Origin of the sequence: Rhodococcus chondri, from assembly GCF_036327435.1 — a bacterium.
In the GTDB taxonomy this organism is placed as follows: domain Bacteria; phylum Actinomycetota; class Actinomycetes; order Mycobacteriales; family Mycobacteriaceae; genus Rhodococcus; species Rhodococcus chondri.
The window spans coordinates 1-21,150 of record NZ_JAUZMZ010000058.1 but is presented as its reverse complement, the minus strand read 5'-3'; the positions used below and the strand labels follow the sequence as shown (position 1 = coordinate 21,150).

The 21,150-nt window shown below is 67.2% G+C and carries 18 protein-coding genes; 15 read left to right on the top strand and 3 right to left on the bottom strand.

Translation table 11 applies throughout. The features are described from left to right. Positions 1 to 40: 40 nt before the first annotated feature. The 7 genes from Q8814_RS12155 to secA all read left to right on the top strand — a co-directional run bounded on the left by Q8814_RS12155 (position 41) and on the right by secA (position 9,384). Positions 41 to 706: a dTMP kinase gene (locus tag Q8814_RS12155; protein WP_330152275.1), complete on the top strand. Its 666-nt coding sequence runs from the start codon at positions 41 to 43 to the stop codon at positions 704 to 706. 5 nt (positions 707 to 711) lie between these two features. Continuing rightward, positions 712 to 1,389, top strand: coding sequence for an MtrAB system response regulator MtrA (gene mtrA, locus Q8814_RS12150; protein ID WP_408015890.1), 678 nt, complete (start codon positions 712 to 714; stop codon positions 1,387 to 1,389). Next, complete coding sequence (locus Q8814_RS12145) at positions 1,386 to 3,020, top strand: HAMP domain-containing sensor histidine kinase (RefSeq protein WP_330152274.1); 1,635 nt, start codon at positions 1,386 to 1,388, stop codon at positions 3,018 to 3,020. The genes mtrA and Q8814_RS12145 overlap by 4 nt, the downstream gene beginning before the upstream one ends. After that, a complete protein-coding gene (gene lpqB, locus Q8814_RS12140; protein ID WP_330152273.1) occupies positions 3,017 to 4,798 on the top strand; it encodes an MtrAB system accessory lipoprotein LpqB in 1,782 nt (593 codons plus the stop codon). Before Q8814_RS12145 ends, lpqB begins: the two co-directional genes overlap by 4 nt. Before the next feature lie 59 nt (positions 4,799 to 4,857). Beyond that, the gene (locus tag Q8814_RS12135; RefSeq protein WP_330152272.1) at positions 4,858 to 5,502 is read left to right on the top strand and encodes a ComF family protein; all 645 of its coding nucleotides are present in this window, start codon (positions 4,858 to 4,860) and stop codon (positions 5,500 to 5,502) included. 213 nt (positions 5,503 to 5,715) lie between these two features. Then, positions 5,716 to 6,384, top strand: coding sequence for a ribosome hibernation-promoting factor, HPF/YfiA family (gene hpf, locus Q8814_RS12130; protein ID WP_330152271.1), 669 nt, complete (start codon positions 5,716 to 5,718; stop codon positions 6,382 to 6,384). Between the two features lie 183 nt (positions 6,385 to 6,567). Further along, positions 6,568 to 9,384: a preprotein translocase subunit SecA gene (secA, locus tag Q8814_RS12125; protein ID WP_408015891.1), complete on the top strand. Its 2,817-nt coding sequence runs from the start codon at positions 6,568 to 6,570 to the stop codon at positions 9,382 to 9,384. A 24-nt stretch (positions 9,385 to 9,408) separates the two neighbouring features. On the opposite strand, the gene Q8814_RS12120 is transcribed toward secA, so the two are convergent. After that, positions 9,409 to 9,912 (bottom strand): Rv3235 family protein, encoded by a 504-nt coding sequence (locus tag Q8814_RS12120; RefSeq protein ID WP_330152269.1) that lies wholly within the window; start codon positions 9,910 to 9,912, stop codon positions 9,409 to 9,411. Between the two features lie 187 nt (positions 9,913 to 10,099). On the opposite strand from Q8814_RS12120, the gene Q8814_RS12115 reads away from it, so the two are divergent. The 6 genes from Q8814_RS12115 to Q8814_RS12090 all read left to right on the top strand — a co-directional run bounded on the left by Q8814_RS12115 (position 10,100) and on the right by Q8814_RS12090 (position 16,308). After that, on the top strand, positions 10,100 to 10,537 hold the full coding sequence (locus Q8814_RS12115; RefSeq protein WP_330152284.1) for an HAD-IA family hydrolase: 438 nt from the start codon (positions 10,100 to 10,102) through the stop codon (positions 10,535 to 10,537). Continuing rightward, positions 10,534 to 11,943: a WS/DGAT/MGAT family O-acyltransferase gene (locus tag Q8814_RS12110; RefSeq protein ID WP_330152268.1), complete on the top strand. Its 1,410-nt coding sequence runs from the start codon at positions 10,534 to 10,536 to the stop codon at positions 11,941 to 11,943. The genes Q8814_RS12115 and Q8814_RS12110 overlap by 4 nt, the downstream gene beginning before the upstream one ends. 3 nt (positions 11,944 to 11,946) lie before the next feature. After that, positions 11,947 to 12,456 carry a DUF6912 family protein gene (locus Q8814_RS12105; protein ID WP_330152267.1) on the top strand — a complete coding sequence of 170 codons (510 nt, stop codon included), beginning with the start codon at positions 11,947 to 11,949 and terminating at the stop codon, positions 12,454 to 12,456. Positions 12,457 to 12,558: 102 nt separating this feature from the next. After that, complete coding sequence (locus tag Q8814_RS12100; protein ID WP_330152266.1) at positions 12,559 to 13,689, top strand: ferredoxin reductase; 1,131 nt, start codon at positions 12,559 to 12,561, stop codon at positions 13,687 to 13,689. Positions 13,690 to 13,717: 28 nt separating this feature from the next. After that, positions 13,718 to 14,983: a fatty acid desaturase family protein gene (locus Q8814_RS12095; RefSeq protein ID WP_330152265.1), complete on the top strand. Its 1,266-nt coding sequence runs from the start codon at positions 13,718 to 13,720 to the stop codon at positions 14,981 to 14,983. 89 nt (positions 14,984 to 15,072) lie between these two features. Next, positions 15,073 to 16,308 carry a fatty acid desaturase family protein gene (locus tag Q8814_RS12090; protein WP_330152264.1) on the top strand — a complete coding sequence of 412 codons (1,236 nt, stop codon included), beginning with the start codon at positions 15,073 to 15,075 and terminating at the stop codon, positions 16,306 to 16,308. A gap of 65 nt (positions 16,309 to 16,373) precedes the next feature. Here the strand turns inward: Q8814_RS12090 and rsgA are convergent, their stop codons facing one another. Together rsgA and aroA are read right to left on the bottom strand one after the other, a co-directional pair. Then, complete coding sequence (gene rsgA, locus Q8814_RS12085; protein ID WP_330152263.1) at positions 16,374 to 17,393, bottom strand: ribosome small subunit-dependent GTPase A; 1,020 nt, start codon at positions 17,391 to 17,393, stop codon at positions 16,374 to 16,376. Continuing rightward, positions 17,360 to 18,646: a 3-phosphoshikimate 1-carboxyvinyltransferase gene (gene aroA / locus Q8814_RS12080; protein WP_330152262.1), complete on the bottom strand. Its 1,287-nt coding sequence runs from the start codon at positions 18,644 to 18,646 to the stop codon at positions 17,360 to 17,362. Before aroA ends, rsgA begins: the two co-directional genes overlap by 34 nt. 63 nt (positions 18,647 to 18,709) lie before the next feature. Here aroA and Q8814_RS12075 point away from each other — a divergent pair, with 63 nt between their 5' ends. Together Q8814_RS12075 and Q8814_RS12070 are read left to right on the top strand one after the other, a co-directional pair. Continuing rightward, a complete protein-coding gene (locus tag Q8814_RS12075) occupies positions 18,710 to 19,456 on the top strand; it encodes an SOS response-associated peptidase (protein WP_330152283.1) in 747 nt (248 codons plus the stop codon). A 301-nt stretch (positions 19,457 to 19,757) separates the two neighbouring features. After that, positions 19,758 to 20,849: an IS110 family RNA-guided transposase gene (locus Q8814_RS12070; protein ID WP_330152261.1), complete on the top strand. Its 1,092-nt coding sequence runs from the start codon at positions 19,758 to 19,760 to the stop codon at positions 20,847 to 20,849. Positions 20,850 to 21,150: the final 301 nt, after the last annotated feature.

Below are 21,150 nucleotides of genomic sequence, written 5' to 3'. Positions count from 1 at the left end.
CGTCCGCAGGGCGGGAAGGAACCGGAAGAGACGTAGCGGCATGGGTGTTCTGATCGTCATCGAGGGTCTCGACGGAGCCGGAAAACGGACGTTGTCCGCCGGCCTCGTCGAGGCCTGGCGAGCCACGGGTCTCACCGTGGCGACGCTGGCCTTTCCGCGTTACGGGGTATCGGTACACGCCGACCTCGGAGCGGAAGCGTTGCGCGGCCGGCACGGCGACACCGCCTCGAGCATCGAGGCGATGGCGCTGCTGTGGGCACTCGACCGCCGCGACGCTGCCGACGACCTTCGAAAATTGCTGGCCGACAACGATATTGTTCTGCTGGATCGTTACGTGGCGTCGAACGCCGCCTACACCGCGGCGCGGCACGGGCAGGATGTGTCGGGGCCGGCCGTCGAGTGGATTCGCGAGATCGAGTTCGGCCGGTTCGTCTTGCCCGCACCGGATCTTCAAGTGCTGCTGCGGGTCCCCGTCGCGCTGGCCGCCGAACGAGCACGCACTCGCGCGGTCGCCGACGCCACCCGGGACCGCGACGTCTACGAACGCGACGCGGGACTGCAGACGCGCACCGGGGAGGTCTACGACGCCCTCGCGGAACGGCACTGGATGTCGCGGTGGATCGTCGCCGGGCCTGATACCGACGCGCAACAACTCGCCGTTCGGATCTCAAATCTGCTTCACGATGGTGAAGGGGTGACACGATAGAGGGTATGAAGCCGAGGATTCTGGTTGTCGACGACGATACCGCGCTCGCCGAAATGCTCACTATCGTCCTGCGGGGCGAAGGGTTCGAGCCCTTCGTGGTGGGCGACGGCACTCAGGCGCTTGGTGCGGTACGTGAGATCCACCCGGATCTCGTGCTGCTCGACCTCATGCTGCCCGGGATGAACGGTATCGATGTCTGCCGTGTTCTGCGTGCCGACTCCGGTGTCCCCATCGTCATGCTCACCGCGAAATCCGACACCGTCGATGTCGTCCTCGGTCTCGAGTCCGGCGCCGACGACTACATGGTCAAACCGTTCAAGCCGAAGGAACTCGTCGCGCGGGTACGTGCCCGGCTGCGGCGCACCGAGCAGGAACCGGCCGAGATGCTCTCGATCGGCGACATCTCGATCGACGTCCCCGCCCACAAGGTCAGCCGCGGTGACGAACTGATCTCGCTGACCCCCCTCGAGTTCGATCTGCTCGTGGCGCTCGCGCGCAAACCCCGTCAGGTGTTCACACGCGAAGTGCTCCTCGAACAGGTGTGGGGCTACCGTCACGCGGCCGACACGAGGCTCGTCAACGTGCACGTGCAGCGGTTGCGCGCCAAGGTCGAGAAGGATCCGGAGAATCCCGAGGTGGTCCTGACGGTGCGGGGGGTCGGCTACAAGGCCGGACCGCCGTGATCCGTGGTTACCGGTTGCGGCGGCGACTCACCCGGAGAACGCTGCCGCTGCTGAGGTGGTCGCGGTCGACGAGCAGCCGGCTCGCACACACGTGGCGACGATCGCTGCAGCTGAGAGTCGTGGTGTCGACCCTGTCGCTGTCGCTGATCGTGATGCTCGTGCTCGGAGTCGTGCTCACCAGCCAGATCACCGACCGACTTCTCGAAGTCAAGATCAACGCGGCCACCGAGGAGATGGAACGTTCCCGCGCGCTGGTAGAGGGCCAGCTCGCGGGAGCCGACGACTCCGGTTCGCTCACCGTCCGGCTCGACGGTGCGGCCGCGATGCTCACCAACCGCGGGAGCGACGCCGGCAGCGACACCGGCGTGGCCGGCATGTTCGATCCGGTCCTGATCGTCCCCGGGGACGGTCCCCGGGCTCCCACCTCCAGCGGCCCGGCCGACCAGATCCCGCAGAATCTGCGCGCGTTCGTCCAGAACGGACAGATCGCGTACCAATTCGCGACGGTCGCCGACCCGGACGGCTACACCGGTCCGGCGCTCATCGTCGGCAGTCCCACGGAGTCGGACATCTCGACCCTCGAGCTGTACCTGGTGTTCCCGCTCGGCGGCGTAGAGAACACGTTGGCCCTCGTGCGGGGAACGCTGCTGGTCGGCGCCGGTGTGGACGACATGGCGCGCCTGGCGATGTCGTTCAACGAGATGGCCGAAAGCCTGTCCCGGCAGATCACCCAGCTCGAGGAATACGGCAACCGTCAGAAGCGGTTCACGTCCGACGTCAGCCACGAACTGCGTACCCCACTGACCACGGTGCGCATGGCCGCCGACCTCATCCACGACGGCAGCGACGAACTCGGCCCCACCCTCAAACGTGCGTCCGAACTGCTCGTGGCGGAACTCGACCGCTTCGAAGGACTGCTCGGCGATCTGCTCGAGATCAGCCGGCACGACGCCGGCGTGGCCGAACTCGCCTCCGAACAGCTGGATCTTCGGATGTGCGCCCGCGCGGCGGTGTCCACCGTCCGTCACCTCGCCCGCGAATCATCCACCGAACTGATCGTGGACCTGCCCGACGAACCGGTGACCGCCGAGGTGGATCCCCGGCGCGTCGAGCGGATCCTGCGCAATCTGCTCGCGAACGCCATCGACCACGGCGACGGCAAACCGGTCCTGCTGCGGCTGCGCGCGGACGACAACGCCGCCGCCCTCGTTGTGCGGGCCCAAGGCATCGGTCTGCACCCCGGCGAGGAGAAGCTCGTCTTCAACCGATTCTGGCGCTCAGATCCGTCGCGGGTGCGACGATCCGGCGGCACGGGCCTGGGTCTCGCCATCAGTGTCGAGGATGCGAATCTGCACAACGGCAAACTGGAGGCGTGGGGAGAGCCGGGCAAGGGCGCGAGTTTCCGTCTGACGCTGCCGCGCGAACGCGGTCGGAAGGTCGGCCGCAGCCCGCTGCCGCTGGTCCCCAGCGCGGTACGGGCCGTCCAGGGCAGGACCCCGCCGCCCTCGGAGCCGCAGGGCGAGGACGCACCTGCCGAGACCGAGGCCACCGACCCCGTCGATCGCGGTGCCGGCGACTCGACCGACACCACGGGGTTCCCACCGGCGCGTTCGGAAGGAGCCACTACATGAGCAGGACCGCGCGGATGCGTTCTGCCGCGACAACGGCCCTGCTGGCGGTCACGCTCGTGTTGTCCGGCTGTGCGACTCTGCCCGATTCGTCGTCGCCCCAGGCCATCGGCACAGTCGATCGCGGGCCGGCGACGACCGAGGTCGCGGCACCGGTGCCGGGACGTGAACCCGACCTGCTGCTCCGTGATTTCCTGCAGGCCAGCACGGACGCCACCAACAGGCACGTGGCGGCCCGGCAGTTCCTGACCGAGACGATGTCCGAGAGGTGGGACGACGCCGCGAGCGCCACGATCGTCGACAAGGTCGACGTGCTCGCCGAGGACCGCACCGCCGACCGTGCCACCTATGTCGTGCGGGCCAACCGGGTGGGCTACCTCGAAGAAGGCGGTCTCTACCGGGCCGACGAAGGCAATTTCGAAGCGAAGTTCACCCTCGTCCGCACCGATGGGGAATGGCGGATCGACGAAATGCCCCCCGGCGTGATCATGGATCGGCCCCGGTTCCTCAACAGCTACCAACGCCGCTCGCTGTACTTCGTCGAACCCTCCGGTCACACGGTCGTGCCCGATCCCCGATGGATCTCCGGGACACCGGAGCAGGCGGCCGCCCAACTCGTCGGGTTGCTCGTCGAAGGTCCCAAACCGTCGCTTGCGCCGGCCGTCCGCAACCTGCTCGAAGGCGTGACGGTGCTCGGTGCGATCACCAAGGCCGACGGCCGGACCTCGCAGGTCGGCGTCGGCCTCGGCGGAGTCCGCATCGACCTGCAGGGTCTGGGTTCGATGGGGAAGTCGGAGCGGGAGTTGGTCGCGGCCCAGATCATCTGGACACTTGCGAACTCGGAGATCTCGGGTCCCTATGTTCTGCTGGCCGACGGTCAGCCGCTCGACGAGCGGTTCCCCAACGGCTGGACCACCGCCGACGTGGCCTCGATGAACCCACTGGCGACCACGAGCGCCACGGTCGGGCTGCATGCGCTGCTCGGCGGGAATCTCGTCAGCGTCGCCGAGACGGGCGTGACGCCGGTGGGAGGCTATTTCGGCTCCGCCGGGGACCTGAAATCCGTTGCCCTGTCGCGGGACGGTGAGCTCGTTGCGGCCGTGTCGGATACGGGCCGGCTCTCCCCCGAACCCGCGGCACGGCTGATGGTCGGCTCGTACAGCGATGGATCGGTCGAGCCGGCCGTCGAGGGTGAATCGATCACCCGGCCCTCGTGGGCGCCCGACGACAACTCGGTGTGGGCGGTCGTGAACGGCACCGCCGTGGTGCGTGCGGTGCGGCAACCCGGCACCGGCCGGGTGACCGTGGTCGGTGTCGAATCCGGCGCGATCCGGACCCTGGGCGGCAGGATCACCGAGCTACGTCTGTCCCGGGACGGCGTGCGCGCCGCCCTGATCGTGGATGGACGCGTGTACTCCGCGATCGTCGTGCAGACGCCCAGCGGGGAGTTCTCGCTCACCAATCCCCGTGAAATCGGGTTCGGCCTCGGAAGTCCCGCGTTGTCGCTGGACTGGAGCACAGCCGACACCATCGTCGTGTCCCGCGCGGCGTCCGACATTCCGGTAGTGCAGATCGCTGTCGACGGGTCACGGATGGATGCGCTTCCGAGCCGGAACCTGACCCCACCGGTCGTGGCGGTGGAGACGTCGACGACAACGGAATTCGTGGCGGACTCGCGGGCGGTGTTCCAGCTCAACAACAGCGATCCGGCCGGCGACCGCTATTGGCGCGAGGTTCCCGGCCTCGCGGGACTGACCGCGATACCGGTGCTGCCGGGCTGAGGGAGCCGGACGAATCGGGTGCCGCGCGATTGTCGGGGACGAAGGGCACACTGCAGGGCGTGCTGTCGGCTCTTCTCGACCTCGTCCTTCCTGTGGTGTGCGGTGGGTGCGCGATGCCGGGCGTCGCCTGGTGCCGCAGTTGCGCAGGGGAGCTGAACGACGCTCCCGCCCCGGCCCGTCCTCGCGTCGATCCCGGTGTTCCCGTGTGGACGCTGGGGCCGTATCGCGGTGCCCGGCGCAACGCCGTGGTCGCTGCGAAGGAGCGTGGCCGGCGCGACCTTGCCGAGCCACTGGGACTCGCCCTTGCGGTGGCGGTGGCGCGGCTGCGCCGATGGGGTGAATGCCCGGCCGGGCCGCTGATCGTCGTGCCCGCTCCCACCCGGGCCCGTGCCGCCCGGGCGCGGGGAGGCGATCCGGTGACGCGCATGGCGTGCGCTGCGGCCCGGCACGACCGGTCGCTGCATGTGCACCCCGTACTCGTCACCGCGCGCGGAGTACGCGATTCGGTGGGGCTCTCCGCCGCGGAACGCCGTCGCAACCTCGCCGGCAGAATCGTGGTGCGGCCGTGTCCGGTACCACGGGCGCTGCCGGTGCTCCTGGTCGACGACATCCTCACCACCGGTGCCACCGCCGCCGAATCGGTCCGAGTCCTCCGGTCTGCCGGGTTCGCAACGTTCGGAACGGTAGCGATCGCGCACGCCTAGAGCGGGTGCGTGATAGAGCACAATCGGTTCGGAAAGCGAATTCGAACGGAACAGTGGCAGACCTTCCGGTTACGTACTACCGTCGCGTTCAGACCCGGAAACAACAAGGTAGACGGGTGGAAACGCTCGATCTTCCGAATCCGGGCAGAGCGCTGATGCGCTCATCGATCATGCCGGCGTGCGCGATGCGCCGGCCGTACTCGGGAGGTACGCGTGACGACTGCTTCGAATTCCAAGGTTTCCGCTGCCGAGGCTGACGCCTCGGAATCGCAGGCCCCCATCGCCGACGTTGTCGTGAAGGGACGCAACGTCGAGGTTCCGGATCACTTCCGGATCTATGTGTCCGAGAAGCTTGCCAGGCTCGAGCGATTCGACCCGACCATCTTCCTGTTCGACGTGGAGCTCCAGCACGAGCGCAACCGTCGCCAGAAGAAGAGTTGTCAGCGGGTCGAGATCACTGCCCGGGGCAAGGGACCGGTGGCGCGCGCGGAAGCCTCCGCAGACAGTTTCTACGCTGCGTTCGAGTCGGTGATCGCCAAGCTCGAATCCCGTTTGAGGCGCACGAAGGAGCGCCGCAAGGTTTCGTACGGCGACAAGACACCGGTGTCCGTCGCCGAGGCCACGGCCGAACTCGCGCGTGACGATTCACTCGCCATCTCCCCGGATCAGCCGCTGGACGAGTACGACACCGAGCCCCAGGGTCCCGGCCGGATCGTGCGAGTCAAGGAACACAAGGCCGAGCCGATGACCGTCGACGACGCTCTCTACGAGATGGAACTCGTCGGGCACGACTTCTACCTGTTCCACGACAAGGAGACCGATCTGCCGTCTGTGGTCTACCGCCGGCACGCGTTCGACTACGGTTTGATCAAGCTTCACTGAGCATCCGCCGGGCGGTCTGCGGTGGTCACCATCGCATCCACTCAGGTGGAACGCCTACCATGGAATCCGGCCGGGGTCCGACAAGGCCTCGGCCGGATTTCTTGTCCGTGCAGGTACCCGAGATTGAGGACGAACACACCAGTGCTGTCGCTGACGAAGCTGCTCCGGATCGGTGAAGGTCGCATGGTCAAGCGGCTCAAGCACATCGCGGAGCACGTCGAATCCCTCTCGCCGGAGTTCGAAGCCCTGACCGATGCCGAACTGCGAGCCAAGACGGACGAGTTCCGCAGCCGCTACCAGGACGGCGAGAGCCTCGACGAGTTGCTCCCCGAAGCGTTCGCCACGGCCCGCGAGGCCTCGTGGCGCGTGCTGGGGCAGAAGCACTACACCGTCCAGATCATGGGTGGCGCCGCGCTGCACTTCGGCAACATCGCCGAGATGAAGACCGGTGAAGGCAAGACCTTGACCTGCGTGCTTCCGGCATACCTCAACGCATTGTCCGGCGACGGCGTGCACGTGGTGACGGTCAACGACTATCTCGCCAAGCGCGACTCCGAGTGGATGGGTCGCGTCCACCGGATGCTCGGCCTCGAGACCGACGTGATCCTGTCGGGGCTCACCCCGGTTCAGCGCCGCGCAGCGTATGCGGCCGATATCACATACGGCACCAACAACGAGTTCGGCTTCGATTACCTGCGCGACAACATGACGCATTCGCTCGACGATCTCGTCCAGCGCGGCCACAACTTCGCGGTCGTCGACGAGGTCGACTCCATCCTCATCGACGAGGCACGGACGCCGTTGATCATCTCCGGTCCGGCGGACGCCTCGAGCAAGTGGTACGCCGAGTTCGCGCGGATCGCACCGCTGCTGAAGAAGGACGTCCACTACGAGGTGGACATCAAGAAGCGCACCGTCGGCGTGCACGAGGCCGGCGTGGAATTCGTCGAAGACCAGCTCGGCATCGACAACCTGTACGAGGCCGCGAACTCACCGCTCGTGAGCTACCTGAACAACGCCATCAAGGCCAAGGAGCTCTACAACAAGGACAAGGACTACATCGTCCGCGACGGTGAGGTCATCATCGTCGACGAGTTCACCGGCCGGATCCTGGCAGGCCGCCGTTACAACGAGGGCATGCACCAGGCGATCGAGGCCAAGGAACGCGTCGAGATCAAGGCAGAGAACCAGACGCTCGCCACCATCACGCTGCAGAACTATTTCCGCCTCTACGACAAGCTGTCCGGCATGACCGGCACCGCCGAAACCGAGGCCGCGGAACTGCATCAGATCTACAGCCTGGGCGTCATTCCGATCCCCACCAACCGGCCGATGGTCCGCGTCGACCAGGGCGACCTGATCTACAAGACGGAAGAGGCGAAGTTCGCTGCCGTCGTCGACGACGTGGTCGAGCGGCACGAGAAGGGCCAGCCCGTCCTGATCGGTACCACCAGCGTCGAACGCTCGGAATACCTGTCGCGGCAGTTCACCAAGCGCGGGGTTCCGCACAGCGTCCTGAATGCGAAGTTCCACGAGCAGGAAGCGCAGATCATCGCCGAGGCCGGCCGCGCGGGCGCGGTCACCGTCGCCACCAACATGGCCGGTCGCGGTACCGACGTCGTCCTCGGTGGCAATCCGGACATCCTCGCCGACATCGCGCTGCGCAAGCGCGGTCTCGATCCGGTCACCACACCCGAGGAGTACGAAGCCGCCTGGGACACGACCCTCGAGCAGATCAAGGCAGAGGTCAAGGCCGACGCCGAGAAGGTCAAGGCGGCCGGTGGGTTGTACGTGCTCGGCACCGAGCGACACGAGTCGCGTCGTATCGACAACCAGCTGCGTGGGCGTTCCGGCCGCCAGGGCGACCCGGGTGAGTCGCGGTTCTACCTGTCTCTCGGCGACGAGTTGATGCGCCGGTTCAACGGCGCCGCGCTCGAGTCGATCATGACGCGCCTCAACCTGCCCGACGACGTCCCGATCGAGGCGAAGATGGTGTCGAAGGCCATCAAGAGCGCTCAGACCCAGGTCGAACAGCAGAACTTCGAGATCCGCAAGAACGTCCTCAAGTACGACGAGGTCATGAACCAGCAGCGCACCGTGATCTACGAGGAGCGCCGCAGGATCCTGCGCGGCGAGGACCTCGAGGGCCAGGTGCGGCACATGCTCACCGACGTGGTGACGGCCTATGTCGACGGTGCCACTGCCGAGGGCTATGTCGAGGACTGGGATCTCGAACAGCTGTGGACCGCGCTCAAGACGCTCTACCCCGTCGGCGTCGACCACAAGGAACTTGTGGCGGCGAACGAGGACCTCGACAGCGCCGAGCTCCGCGAAATTCTGCTCGACGACGCGCGGGCGGCATACACCCGCCGGGAAGCGGAGATCGAGTCCATCGCCGGTCCGGACGCCATGCGTGAGCTCGAGCGGCGGGTGCTGTTGTCGGTTCTCGACCGCAAGTGGCGCGAGCATCTCTACGAGATGGACTACCTCAAGGAAGGCATCGGTCTCCGTGCCATGGCGCAGCGCGACCCGCTCGTCGAATACCAGCGCGAAGGCTTCGACATGTTCACGGCCATGCTCGAGGGACTCAAGGAGGAGTCCGTCGGATTCCTGTTCAATCTGCAGGTCGAGGCCACCGCGCCGCAGCCTGCCGGTGCCGGTGGTGTCGCGGTGACGCCCGCGTCGGCTGCAGCTGTCGCACGCAATGCGCCGTCGCTGGCCAAGGCTGCCCCGGTCGCGTCCGCCCCGGTCGCGCCCCGGCCCGCGGCCACGCAGCCGGCCGCACCTGCTCCGGCTCCGGCGCCGACAGCCTTGCGCGCGAAGGGACTCGACGAGACCGAGCGCCGGCTCACCTACACCGGTCCGGCCGAGGACGGCCGGGCCCACGTCGCTCGCACCGGCGGCTCCGGAGCCACCCCGGCTCCGGCCCAGCAGTCCGTCAGCCGCAAGGAGCGCCGTGCGGCCGCACGCAAGGACGCGAAGAGCCAGCGCCGGGGCTGAGCGCAGCCCGGCTCGGCCGAGCCCTCAGCCGAGCCACAGCGTCGTGACGAGCCAGCCGTGAGGGGCTCGCCGTCGGACCGGAGCTCGATCGATGCGGCCGGCGAGGGCGAACACCCGACGCCCCCGCGCGTAGGAACCGAACAGTTCCGCCGTGCGAGGGTCGACCGCTCGTAGCCGGCTGCGCAACAGAACGGCGGTGTCCGAAACCGGGCGCGATCTGCGAGTGGCGGCGACCGTCGCGACGAGGGCGGGCTCGAGGACTCCGGCGAGCTGCGTGGCGGGGCGGCGTCCGTCGACGACTTCGAGAACGAGACGCACCGCGAGATCCGCGAAGTGGAACGCCGACGGATCCACCGGATCACGGGTGATGCCGGGATGCGGAACCATCAGCGGCGCCCGTCCGGAGCGTCCGTCGTGCGGGGTCGCGCGCCGCGCCGCGTATCGGCGGTGCCGGTCGCACGGGTCCTGTATCGGTGGTTCGAATCGGGGGATCCGGCGGACGTAACGGCCGGTGTGGTCCTGCGGCATGACTTTCTCCCGGGTGGACGGACGGGTACCGAGCGCGGCATGCGGACGGCTGTCTGCGCGATCTCGGATTCTTGTTCGGCCCCGGGAGAGGACGGAGCCTCGGCCATGGTGCCACAGCAGCCGTCGCCGCGTGGCCGAACCGGTTGGGATCGCCTGCCCGCCGGTCGGGATCTAAGGTGGTGCAGTGCTGCGCGGATTGGTGCTGGACTTCGGGGGAGTGCTGGACGGGCCGGGAGCGGATGGGGCCGCGCTCGGCGCGATGATCGCTGTCCTCCGACAGCGTGGAGTGCGCACGGCCGTCCTCAGCAACGATCCGGGCGGTGACCGGGCACAGGGTCTACGGGATCTCGCGGACAGGTACCTGGTCGACGATGTGGTGCTGTCGGGTGACGCGGGAGTGGCCAAGCCGGATGCCGCGAGCTACCGGCTGGCCGCGCAGCGGCTCGGACTCGCTCCGTCGGAATGCGTGTTCGTCGACGATCTTGCGGTGAACGTGCGGGGCGCGGCCGCTGCGGGAATGGTCGGTGTCCACCATGATGATCCGCAGGCCGTGTTGTCCGAGCTGGCCGTACTCTTCGGTATCGATACGTGCTGCGACGGGAGTGAGGGGGACACTCGACGATGACGAGACGCATGACGACGCAGGACGCGTCGTTCTACTATCTCGAGACCAGCAATACGCCGATGCATATTGCGTCACTGGCGATTCTGGAGCCGGCCGAGGGCGGCCTCGATTACGAGAATCTGCTGCGTCTCGTCGAACAGCGCCTGGCGGAGGTGCCGCGCTACCGGCAGAAGGTGCGTGAGGTGGCCTGGGGGCTGGCGCGGCCGGTGTGGGTCGACGACCGCGACTTCGACATCACCTATCACGTCCGCAGATCCGCTCTGCCGCAACCGGGCTCGGACGATCAACTGCACGATCTGGTGGCCCGGCTGATTTCCCGACCCCTGGACCGCACCCGTCCCCTCTGGGAGATGTATCTGGTGGAGGGCCTGGCCGGGGGGCGGTGCGCGCTGTTCACCAAGTCGCATTCGGCGCTCGTGGACGGGGTGCAGTCCCTCGAGATCGGTCAGGTGCTGTTCGACAGCACTCCGGTCCCCCGGGAGGTCCCGGAGGAATTGTGGATGCCCGAACAGGAACCGTCCGGATCCACCCTCGTGGTGGGTGCCCTGGCAGAACTGGTCGCGAGGCCGGGCGAGGGGATCGCGGTGGCGCGCAACGCGCTCGGGGATGTCGCCGCCACGGTCACCGAGACCGTGGACGTCCTGGGAAGACTGGCTCGTACCGCGGCGCAGTCGGCCCCCGATTCGCCCCTGAACGCCCACATTTCCCGCAGTCGGCGTTACGCCGTGGTCCGTTCCGAACTGACTCCGTACCGCAAACTCCACGCCCGCTACGGGTGCACCATCAACGACGTCGTGCTCGCGGTCCTCGCGGGAGCGCTGCGGTACTGGCTTCTTTCTCGCGGTGAGCCTCTCACCGAGGCGACCACGGTACGCGCGATGGTCCCCGTGTCGGTGTACGTGCAGGACGCGGACAGTGGGGAAGGGGGCGACGCGATTCAGGTCCGTCCACAGGGGGAAGTCTCGTCGTTCCTCGTCGACCTCCCCGTGGGGGAGCCGAACGCGGTTGTGCGCCTCTCCCACATAGCGCACGCGGGGGAGGCCTATGCGCGCCAGCGGCGACGCGTCGCCGCCCAGACGATGATCAAATTGTCGGGGTTCGCTCCCGCGACCATGCACGCCGTGGGGACGAGGGTGGCGACGGGTTTCTCGCAGCGCATGTTCAACCTCATGATCACCAACGCGCCGGGGCCGCAGCATCCGCTGTATCTCGCCGGTGCGCGTCTGCTGGCCGTGTATCCGGTCTCGCCACTGCTGAAGAATCAGGCCCTGAGCATCGCGCTCACGTCGTACGACGGGAACATCTACTACGGTTTGAATGCAGACCGCGATGCCATGCCGGACGTAAATGTCCTGACGTCGCTGATTCACGAGTCGCTCGAGGAGTTGTTGGATGCCGGTAGGTGAGAAGTGACGCGGATATACGTGCCCGCGACGCTCGAGTTGTTGCAGCGTCTCCTCGACGAACGCGAGCTCGATCCGGTGAGCCGGACGGCATTTGCGGTCACCTCGGCGCTGCGTGAGTCCTACAGCTCGGGGGACGACGACGAACTCGCCGAGGTCGCGATGGCCGAAGCGGCGCGTGCGTCGCTGCGGTTGCTGGCGGCGGGTTCCGACGACGAGGACGGAAAACTGGGGCCCCGACGTGTCGTCGTCGCCGCGGACGTGAGCGATATCACGCCGCGCCCGGATCTCGACGACGCCGTGGTGCGCCTGAGCGCTCCCGTGCCGTTGTCGGCGGTGGCGTCCGTGCACGTCGACCTCGCGGCCGCGGAGGCCGATATCGCCCGGGCCGTGCAGGTGATCGACGCTGCCGATCTCGGCGACGAGGAGGCAGAGTTCGTGCTGGGCGACGCGGAAGATCACGAACTCGCGTGGTACGCCGCGCAGGAGCTTCCGTTCCTGCTCGAATTGCTCTGATCCGCCCGCTGCGCGCCACGTGTTCGTCGCCTCACCGCAACCTACGGTACCGTAACCTCTGATAACCTACGCTGGCGTAGGCACAGGTGAGGAGATGTTCGGATGGGTCTGAAGGACTGGATCGAAAGGCCCGCGGCGCACGTGGCGTCGTCGGAGCGATCGGTGTCGAATGTGATTCGAGGCGCCGTCGCCCGGCTGACCACACCGCTACTGCCCGACGACTACCTGCATCTGGTCAACCCGCTGTGGTCGGCGCGCGAACTGCGCGGCCAGATTGTCGAGGTGCGCAGCGAGACGCCCGACTCCGCCACCATCGTCATCAAGCCCGGCTGGGGTTTCGATTTCGGATACGCGCCCGGCCAGTACATCGGTATCGGTCTGCACGTCGGTGGACGCTGGCACTGGCGTTCCTACTCGTTGACCTCGTCGCCGACCTGGAACGACAAGATCATCTCGATTGCGGTGAAGGCGATGCCGGAGGGTTTTCTCTCCAGCCACCTCGTCAGCGGTGTCCCCGCCGGGACCATCGTGCGTCTCGCGGCCCCGCAGGGAGATTTCGTCCTCCCGGATCCGCCGCCGGGCAAGATCCTGTTCCTCACCGCCGGTAGCGGTATCACGCCGATCATGTCGATGCTGCGCACCCTGGACCGACGTGCCGGCGATCGCAGTGTGGACCTGCCCGACGTGGTGCACGTGCACTCGGCGCCCACGGCCGGACAAGTGATGTTCGGTTCCGAACTCGAGCAGTTCGACAAGTCGCACGACCTCTTCCGCTGCCACATCCAGCAGACGCGTGAACAGGGCAAATTCGCACTGTCGCAACTCGACGAGCTCTGCCCCGATTGGCGCGAACGGCAAACGTGGGCGTGCGGTCCGCAGCAGATGCTCGACGACATCGAAGCATTCTGGACCGATGCGGGTGTCCGGGACCTGCTGCACCTCGAACGCTTCGCCGTCACCCGCGCCGACACTTCCGGCTCCGGTGGCACGATCACCTTCGCGAAATCGGGCAAGTCGGTCACCGTGGACGGCGCGACCACCATTCTCGAGGCGGGTGAAAGCGTCGGGGCGCTGATGCCCTTCGGCTGCCGGATGGGAATCTGTCAGACTTGTGTGGTGTCGCTCGAAAAGGGGCACATCGTCGATCTCAGATCGGGCAAGGAGCATGCGGAGGGCGAACGCGTCCAAACCTGCATCTCCGCCGCCGCCGGCGACTGCACACTCGACGTCTGAGAAACCGTATCAGGGAGAAGGGTCCCGCTTGGCCATCACCGATATCCGCGAGTTCGCTCATCTGACCGATGCCGATATCGAAGCCCTGGCAGGGGAGTTCGATGCCATCCGTCGCGATGTGGAGGACTCGCGTGGGGTGCGCGACGCGCGCTACATCCACAACACCATCCGCCTGCAACGTGGTCTCGAGATCGCCGGACGGCTGGTCCTGTTCGGTTCCCGCCGCCGATCACGGTGGCTGCTGGGTACCGCGGCGCTGTCCCTGGCGAAGATCATCGAGAACATGGAGCTCGGGCACAATGTGATGCACGGGCAGTGGGACTGGATGAACGACCCCGAGATCCACTCGACCTCGTGGGAATGGGACCAGACGGGCCCGTCGGCCCACTGGAAGCGCGCGCACAACTACGCGCACCACACCTACACCAACATCGTCGGCATGGACGAGGACGTGGGATTCGGCATTCTCCGGATGACCCGCGACGAGAAATGGCGTCCGATCAACCTTTTGCAGCCGGTTGCAAACGTCATCCTTGCCGCGACCTTCGAGTGGGGCATCGCGCTGCACGATCTCGATGCGATGAAGCAGCTCGAACCCGAGTCCGAACGAGGCTGGAATTCCGTTCCCAGCAAGGACTTTGCACTCAAGGCCGGCCGCCAGTTGCTCAAGGACGTGGTGATCTTTCCCGCTGCGACGGGGGTCGCGTGGAAATCGACCCTGTCGGCAAACCTGACGGCCAACCTGGTGCGCAACGTGTGGGCGTACGCGGTGATCTTCTGCGGTCACTTCCCTGACGGCGCAGAGAAATTCACCGTCGCGGAATTCGAGAACGAGACTCGCGGTCAATGGTATCTGCGGCAGCTTCTCGGTAGCGCGAACATCTCGGGTGGGCGCGTGATGGATTTCCTCACGGGCAACCTCAGCTATCAGATCGAGCATCACCTGTTCCCGGATCTTCCGAGCAACCGGTACCCGGAGATCGCGGCCCGGGTCAGGGCGCTATGTGGCAAGTACGACCTGCCCTACACGACCGGTCCGCTGGCGCGGCAGTACTTTCTCGCGCTGCGCACGATCCACAAGCTCGCCCTGCCCGACAGTCTCCTGCGGGCCACGTCCGACGACGCGCCGGAAACCTCGTCGGAGCGCAAATTCGAGCGGCTACGCGCTGCCTCGGGTGCGGTAGGTGCCACACGTGACGCGCTGACCGGCCGGCGCCGCGGACTGCTGACTGCGTTGCGGTCGCATGCCGAGCAGACGGTTGCCATGCGCCGGAGGCGGGCGGCTGCGCGGTAGGCGTTCCCGCCAGGCGGCGGGTCGTGATTCCCGTCACAGCGGCGAAATCCGCCAACCTACGGAGTCGTAACCTACGGTACGGTAGGCGCATGGCGATTTCGGACATCAAGGAGTACGCGCATCTTACGGATGCAGACGTCGAGGCCATCGGTCGCGAACTCGACGCCATCCGGCGCGACGTCGAAGAATCGCGCGGTGAGCGCGACGCGCGCTACGTCCGGAACACGATCCGACTGCAGCGCGGACTCGAGGTGGGTGGACGGGCAGTACTGTTCGGCTCCCGGAAACGTTCGCTGTGGCTGCTCGGCACCGGAATGCTGTCCCTCTCCAAGATCATCGAGAACATGGAGCTCGGGCACAACGTGATGCACGGGCAGTGGGACTGGATGAACGATCCCGAGGTGCATTCCGCGAGCTGGGAGTGGGACAACGTCGATCCGTCGGCGCACTGGAAGGTCACCCACAACTACCTCCACCACAAGTACACGAACATCCTCGGGATGGACGCCGACGTGGGATACGGGCTGCTGCGCGTCACGCGCGATCAGCGCTGGAAGCCGTTCTATCTCGGAAACATCGCCTACAACGCGATCCTCGCGTCCCTGTTCCAGTACGGCATCGCAATCCAGTTGCTCGAACTCGGCAAGGTCGTCCAGGGCCGCGACGACCGTGAATTGACCAGGGTGCGTGGCCGCGAGGTCCTCGTCAAGATCGGCAAGCAGAATCTCCGCGACTACGTGGTCTACCCGGCGCTCACCGGCAAGGCCTGGAAGTCCACGATCAAGGCGAACGCCACCGCGAACTTCGCCCGGAACCTGTGGACGAACGCCGTGATCTTCTGCGGCCACTTCCCGGACGGCGCCGAAAAGTTCACCAAGCAGGACGCCGAGAACGAGACGCGCGCCGAGTGGTACCTGCGTCAGATGCTGGGCTCGGCGAACATTTCCGGCGGCAAGGTCATGGACTTCATGACCGGCAACCTGAGCTACCAGATCGAACACCACATCTACCCGGATCTGCCGTCGAACCGGTACGCGGAGATCGCGGTGCGGGTGCGCGAGCTGTGCGACAAGTACGACCTGCCGTACACCACGGGTCCGCTGGCGGTCCAGTACTGGAAGTCGTGGCGCACCATCGCGAAGCTGTCGCTGCCCGACAAGTACCTCAAGGACACCCGCGACGCGGCACCGGAGACCGCCTCCGAACGCGGCTTCGGCGGAGCTCCCGAGATCGACCCGGTCACGGGCCGCCGACGCGGCCTGGCCACGGCCATCGACAGGGCCCGCAAGCGCGGACTCGTCCGCCGTGTTCTCGGGATGCGCTGAGCACCTGCGGCGGTACGGACACAGGAGCCCCGGCCTCGATGAGGCCGGGGCTCGTTCGTGTCAATTCACCAGGAGTCGTTGATCGCGAGCGCGGTGAGCAGTTCCCGCACTGCCATGGCGCGACGCAGCGATTTGCCTTCGAGCGCATCGAGGCCGCACTCCGGGTCGGTCGGCGGGCCCAGGTGGGTACATCCACGGGGGCACTCGTCCACCGCGTGCGCCAGATCGGAGAACGCGGCGATGACGTCGTCGGGCTCGATGTGGGCGAGCCCGAACGACCGGATCCCGGGGGTGTCGATCACCCATCCCCCTCCGGGCAGGGGCAGGGCCAGCGACTGCGTCGACGTGTGCCGGCCCTTCCCGACACCGGAGACGACGCCGGTCGCCCGGTACGCATCGGGCACCAGCCTGTTGACGAGCGTCGACTTGCCCACCCCGGAGTGGCCGATCAGCGCGGTCACGCGATCGGTGAGCAGTTCGGTCAGCTCGGCCAGATCCTGATCCTGGCCCACGAGCATCACCGGCACATCGAGATCCGCGAAGTGCGCCGCGAACTCCTCCGCGTCGGCGAGGTCGTTCTTCGTCAGGCCCAGCACAGGGCTGAGCCCGCCGGTGTACGCCGCGACGAGGGCCCGCTCGACCAGACCGGTGCGCGGTGGAGGATCTGCGAGTGCGACCACGATGAGCAGATGCGACGCGTTCGCCACGACGATGCGTTCGAAGGGGTCGGTGTCGTCCGCGGTGCGCCGCAGTACGGTCGTGCGCTCCTCGACCCGCACGATCCGTGCCAGGGAGTCGGGACGTCCGGTGAGGTCGCCTACGACACCTACCTGATCGCCGACGACGATCGGCGTGCGGCCCAGTTCTCGTGCGCGCATCGCGGTCACCCGCCGGTCGGGGACGCCGCCGAGCACGACCCCCCATCTGCCGCGATCGACCGACACGACCATGCCTTCGACCGCGTCCAGGTGGGCGGGGCGTTCCTTGGTGCGGGGCCGGGTGCCTTTGCCGGGGCGTACCCGGACATCGGATTCGTCGTACTGTCGTGATCTCAGGAGCGCACCCCCGTCAGCATCGAATCCCACAACGATTCGAATCCCGGAAGGGTCTTGGCAGTGGTACCGATGTCGTCGACCTCGACGTCGTCGACCACGAGTCCGATGATCGCGCCGGCGGTCGCCATCCGGTGATCCGCGTAGGAGTGCCAGACCCCGCCGTGCAACGGTGCCGGTTCGATCCGCAGTCCGTCCTCGGTTTCGCGGACAGTGCCGCCCAGTCGCCCGATCTCGGTTGCGAGCGCGGCGAGACGGTCGGTTTCGTGGCCCCTGAGATGCGCGATTCCACGCAGCTCGGACGGGGTCGAAGCCACCGCTGCCACCGCGGCCACGGTGGGGGTGAGCTCACCGACGTCGTGCAGGTCGATGTCGATGCCGACGAGCGTCTCGGGGCCGCGGACGGTGAGGCAGACGTCGGAGAGTTGCACGTCGGCGCCCATGCGCTCGAGGATGTGCCGGATCGCGTCGCCGGCCTGCGTCGTCGCGTGCGGCCACAGCGGAACCGAGACGATGCCGCCGGTGACCGCCGCGGCGGCGAGGAACGGTGTGGCATTCGACAGGTCCGGTTCGACCGTGACATTGCGAGCACGGATGGGTCCCGGGTGCACCCGCCACGTGTTGGGCTCCGAGGTGTCGACGGTGACGCCGGCGCCGCGGAGCATCTCGACCGTCATGTCGATGTGCGGCATGGACGGTACGGCCTTGCCGTCGTGGTGGACCGTGACACCTTCGTCGAACGCGGCCGCCGACAGCAGCAGGCCCGACACGAACTGTGAGGACCCCGACGCATCGATGGTGACCGTGCCGCCGCGCACGCTGCCGCGCCCGTGCACCGTGAACGGGAGCCGATCGCCGACGATCTCGGCACCGAGCGCGCGCAGCGCCGCGAGGACGGTGCCCATGGGCCGGGACCTGGCCTGCTCGTCACCGTCGAAGCGCACGTCTCCGTCGGCGAGCGCCGCAACCGGCGGCACGAACCGCATGACCGTACCGGCCAGCCCGCAATCGACGGCGGAAGCGTGCAGCGGGCCGGGGGTGACATCGAGGGTGGTTCCGCCGTGGCGGTCGGTGATCGTTGCGCCGAGACCGCGCAGCGCGCCGACCATCAGATCCGTGTCGCGGCTGCGCAGTGCCCCGGTGATCGTCGACGGGCCGTCGGCGAGGGCCGCGAGGATCAGCGCGCGATTGGTGATGGACTTGGATCCGGGCAGCGTCACGGACGCGTCGACGGGGGACACGGCACGGGGGGCTCTCCACAGGCTCACCCGACCATCTTCGCCCATGCGGCACCGTCGTTTCGAATCCGGGGATGCGTGGCGTCGGATCCGGGTGCCACACTCGTCGGCATGTGCGGCAGGTATGCGACCACGGCCGATCCGGCGTCCCTCGCCGCCGAACTCGACGCGCGGGACGAAACCGGTGACGACGAGAGCGGGCCCGACTACAACGTTGCGCCCACCACGTCGGTGCTGATCGTGGTGGCGCGGCACGAGCACGGTGCGTCCGAGACGTTGGTGACGCGGCGGATCCGTCGCATGCGGTGGGGTCTGGTGCCACCGTTCGCGAGGGAAATCGGCAAGGGCGCACCGCTTTTCAATGCGCGATCCGAATCGGTCGCGACGAAGCCCTCGTTCGCGCGGTCGCTGCGGCGCAGGCGTTGCCTGGTGCCGATGGACGGCTGGTACGAGTGGCAGGTGGAACCGGCGCCCGACGGGAAGACCCGCAAGGTGCCCTACTTCATGTCGCGGTCCGACGGTGCGCGCATCTACATGGCCGGCCTGTGGTCGGCCTGGCACGATCCGCGCACTCCGGGTTCGCCGCCGCTGCTCAGTGCCGCCATCCTGACTGCCGACGCGATTGCCCGGTTGAGCAATGTGCATCACCGGATGCCGCTGATTCTTCCGCCTGACCGGTGGGACGCCTGGCTCGATCCGGACAGTCCCGGCCATCCCGATCTGATCGTGCCCAGCCGGGAGCAGATCGACCGGATCGAGATGCGGCAGGTCTCTCCGAAGGTCAACAGCGTCCGCAACAACGGTCCGGATCTGCTGGCGCCGGACGACGGCTGCGGAGAGCAGATGGCACTGCTCTAGACGATATGGAGTGACGCACGACTTGTCGTGAGCTCGCTCTCGGGGGGATCGGTGTCCCCCTCCGGTCGGGTAATCATGCGCCCCGGCACGTGGTCGATGTCAACGTCGTTCCTGTTCGCTGTGCTGCGTGTGCTCGACGTTGACATCGAGGGCCAGTGCCGGGCGGGCCGGCGAGGATCGAGGCGAACGCCGAAGTCCGGTAGACCGCTCTTGCAGGCCGAGGCCTCACGCACAAGATTCGTGGGTTACCGAGCAGACGAACCTGCCTGTTCGGCCTATCCGACAATTGTGGGAGGCCCCGGTGTTCACCGAGCGTACGAGCGTTGGACTGGACGTGCACGCACGTTCGGTCGCGGCGGCAGCCATCGACAGCGTCACAGGACGGGTGTTCCAGACCAAGTTGACCCCGTCCTATGAGCACATCCGATCCTGGCTCACGGACCTACCGGGCCCGGCGGCGGTGGTCTACGAGGCCGGTCCGACCGGCTTCGGGTTGTATCGGGATCTGTCTGCGGCCGGGATCCGGTGTGAGGTCGCCGCCCCGTCGAAGCTGCACAAACCCGCTGGGGACCGGGTCAAGACCGACGCCCGTGACGCGCTGCATCTGGCCCGGTTGCTGCGTCTGGACGAGGTCACCTCGGTGTCGATCCCGACCGTCGATCAGGAAGCGGCCCGGGATCTGGTGCGGGCCCGGGAGGACTGCCGTGGAGATCTGATGCGGGCGCGTCACCGCCTGTCGAAATTGCTGCTTCGGCACGGCCTCGTCTACTACGGCGGGGCGGCCTGGACCGGAGCACACGACCGGTGGCTGCGCACCGAAGCCACATCGCAGCTGACCTCGCCGGCGACGCGGATGGCGTTCGACGCCGACTACGAGCACGTGCTCACGATGCAGGCTCGGCGTCGGCGACTCGATACTGCGATCGAGGAGATGGCTGCGGCCAGTGAGTTCACCCCGATCGTGCGCCGGATGTGCTGTCTGCGTGGGGTTGCCACTTTGACCGGCTTCGCGTTGGCGGTGGAGATCGGTGACTGGACACGGTTCACCGGCAACACGATCGGTTCGTTCGTCGGCTTGGTGCCGTCGGAGTACTCGTCCGGTTCGTCTCGGGTGCAGGGCTCGATCACCAAGACCGGCAACACTCATGCCCGCCGGCTGCTGGTGGAAGCGGCCTGGCATCACCGACCGCGCTACCGCGTCGGAGCGGTGATGCGGTCGCGGTGGGATCAGGCTCCGGCCGCGGCCCGTGTCCGCGGTGACGAGGGTAACCGTCGCCTGCACGGCCGGTGGGTGGGGTTTCTCGAGCGCCGCAAACGACCCGTCACAGCAAATGTGGCGATCGCTCGTGAGCTGGCGGGGTGGTGCTGGTCGTTGGCGGTGATGGACTGCTGAAGCACTCTCGTGATCTGCTTTGCCGACGAGCTCGGTGGTGACAGCGCGTGGATCGACCCGCAATCGGCACTATGAGCAGGTCCCTCGGGGCCGACGCTCGACTCTAGACACGCGGATGCGATCCAGCCGAAAAACCGTCCTGCGGTAACCAACCCGCGTATATCAGTCTGACCGCGCGTCGTTTATCGACACGCTCATCGCACGACTCGGTGGCGAAGCGAGGAGGCGCCTCCGGGGGCGTTCCCCGGAGGCGCCTCACTCTGCCCTCGTGACAAGGGCGTCTACATATCACTGCCCGGGT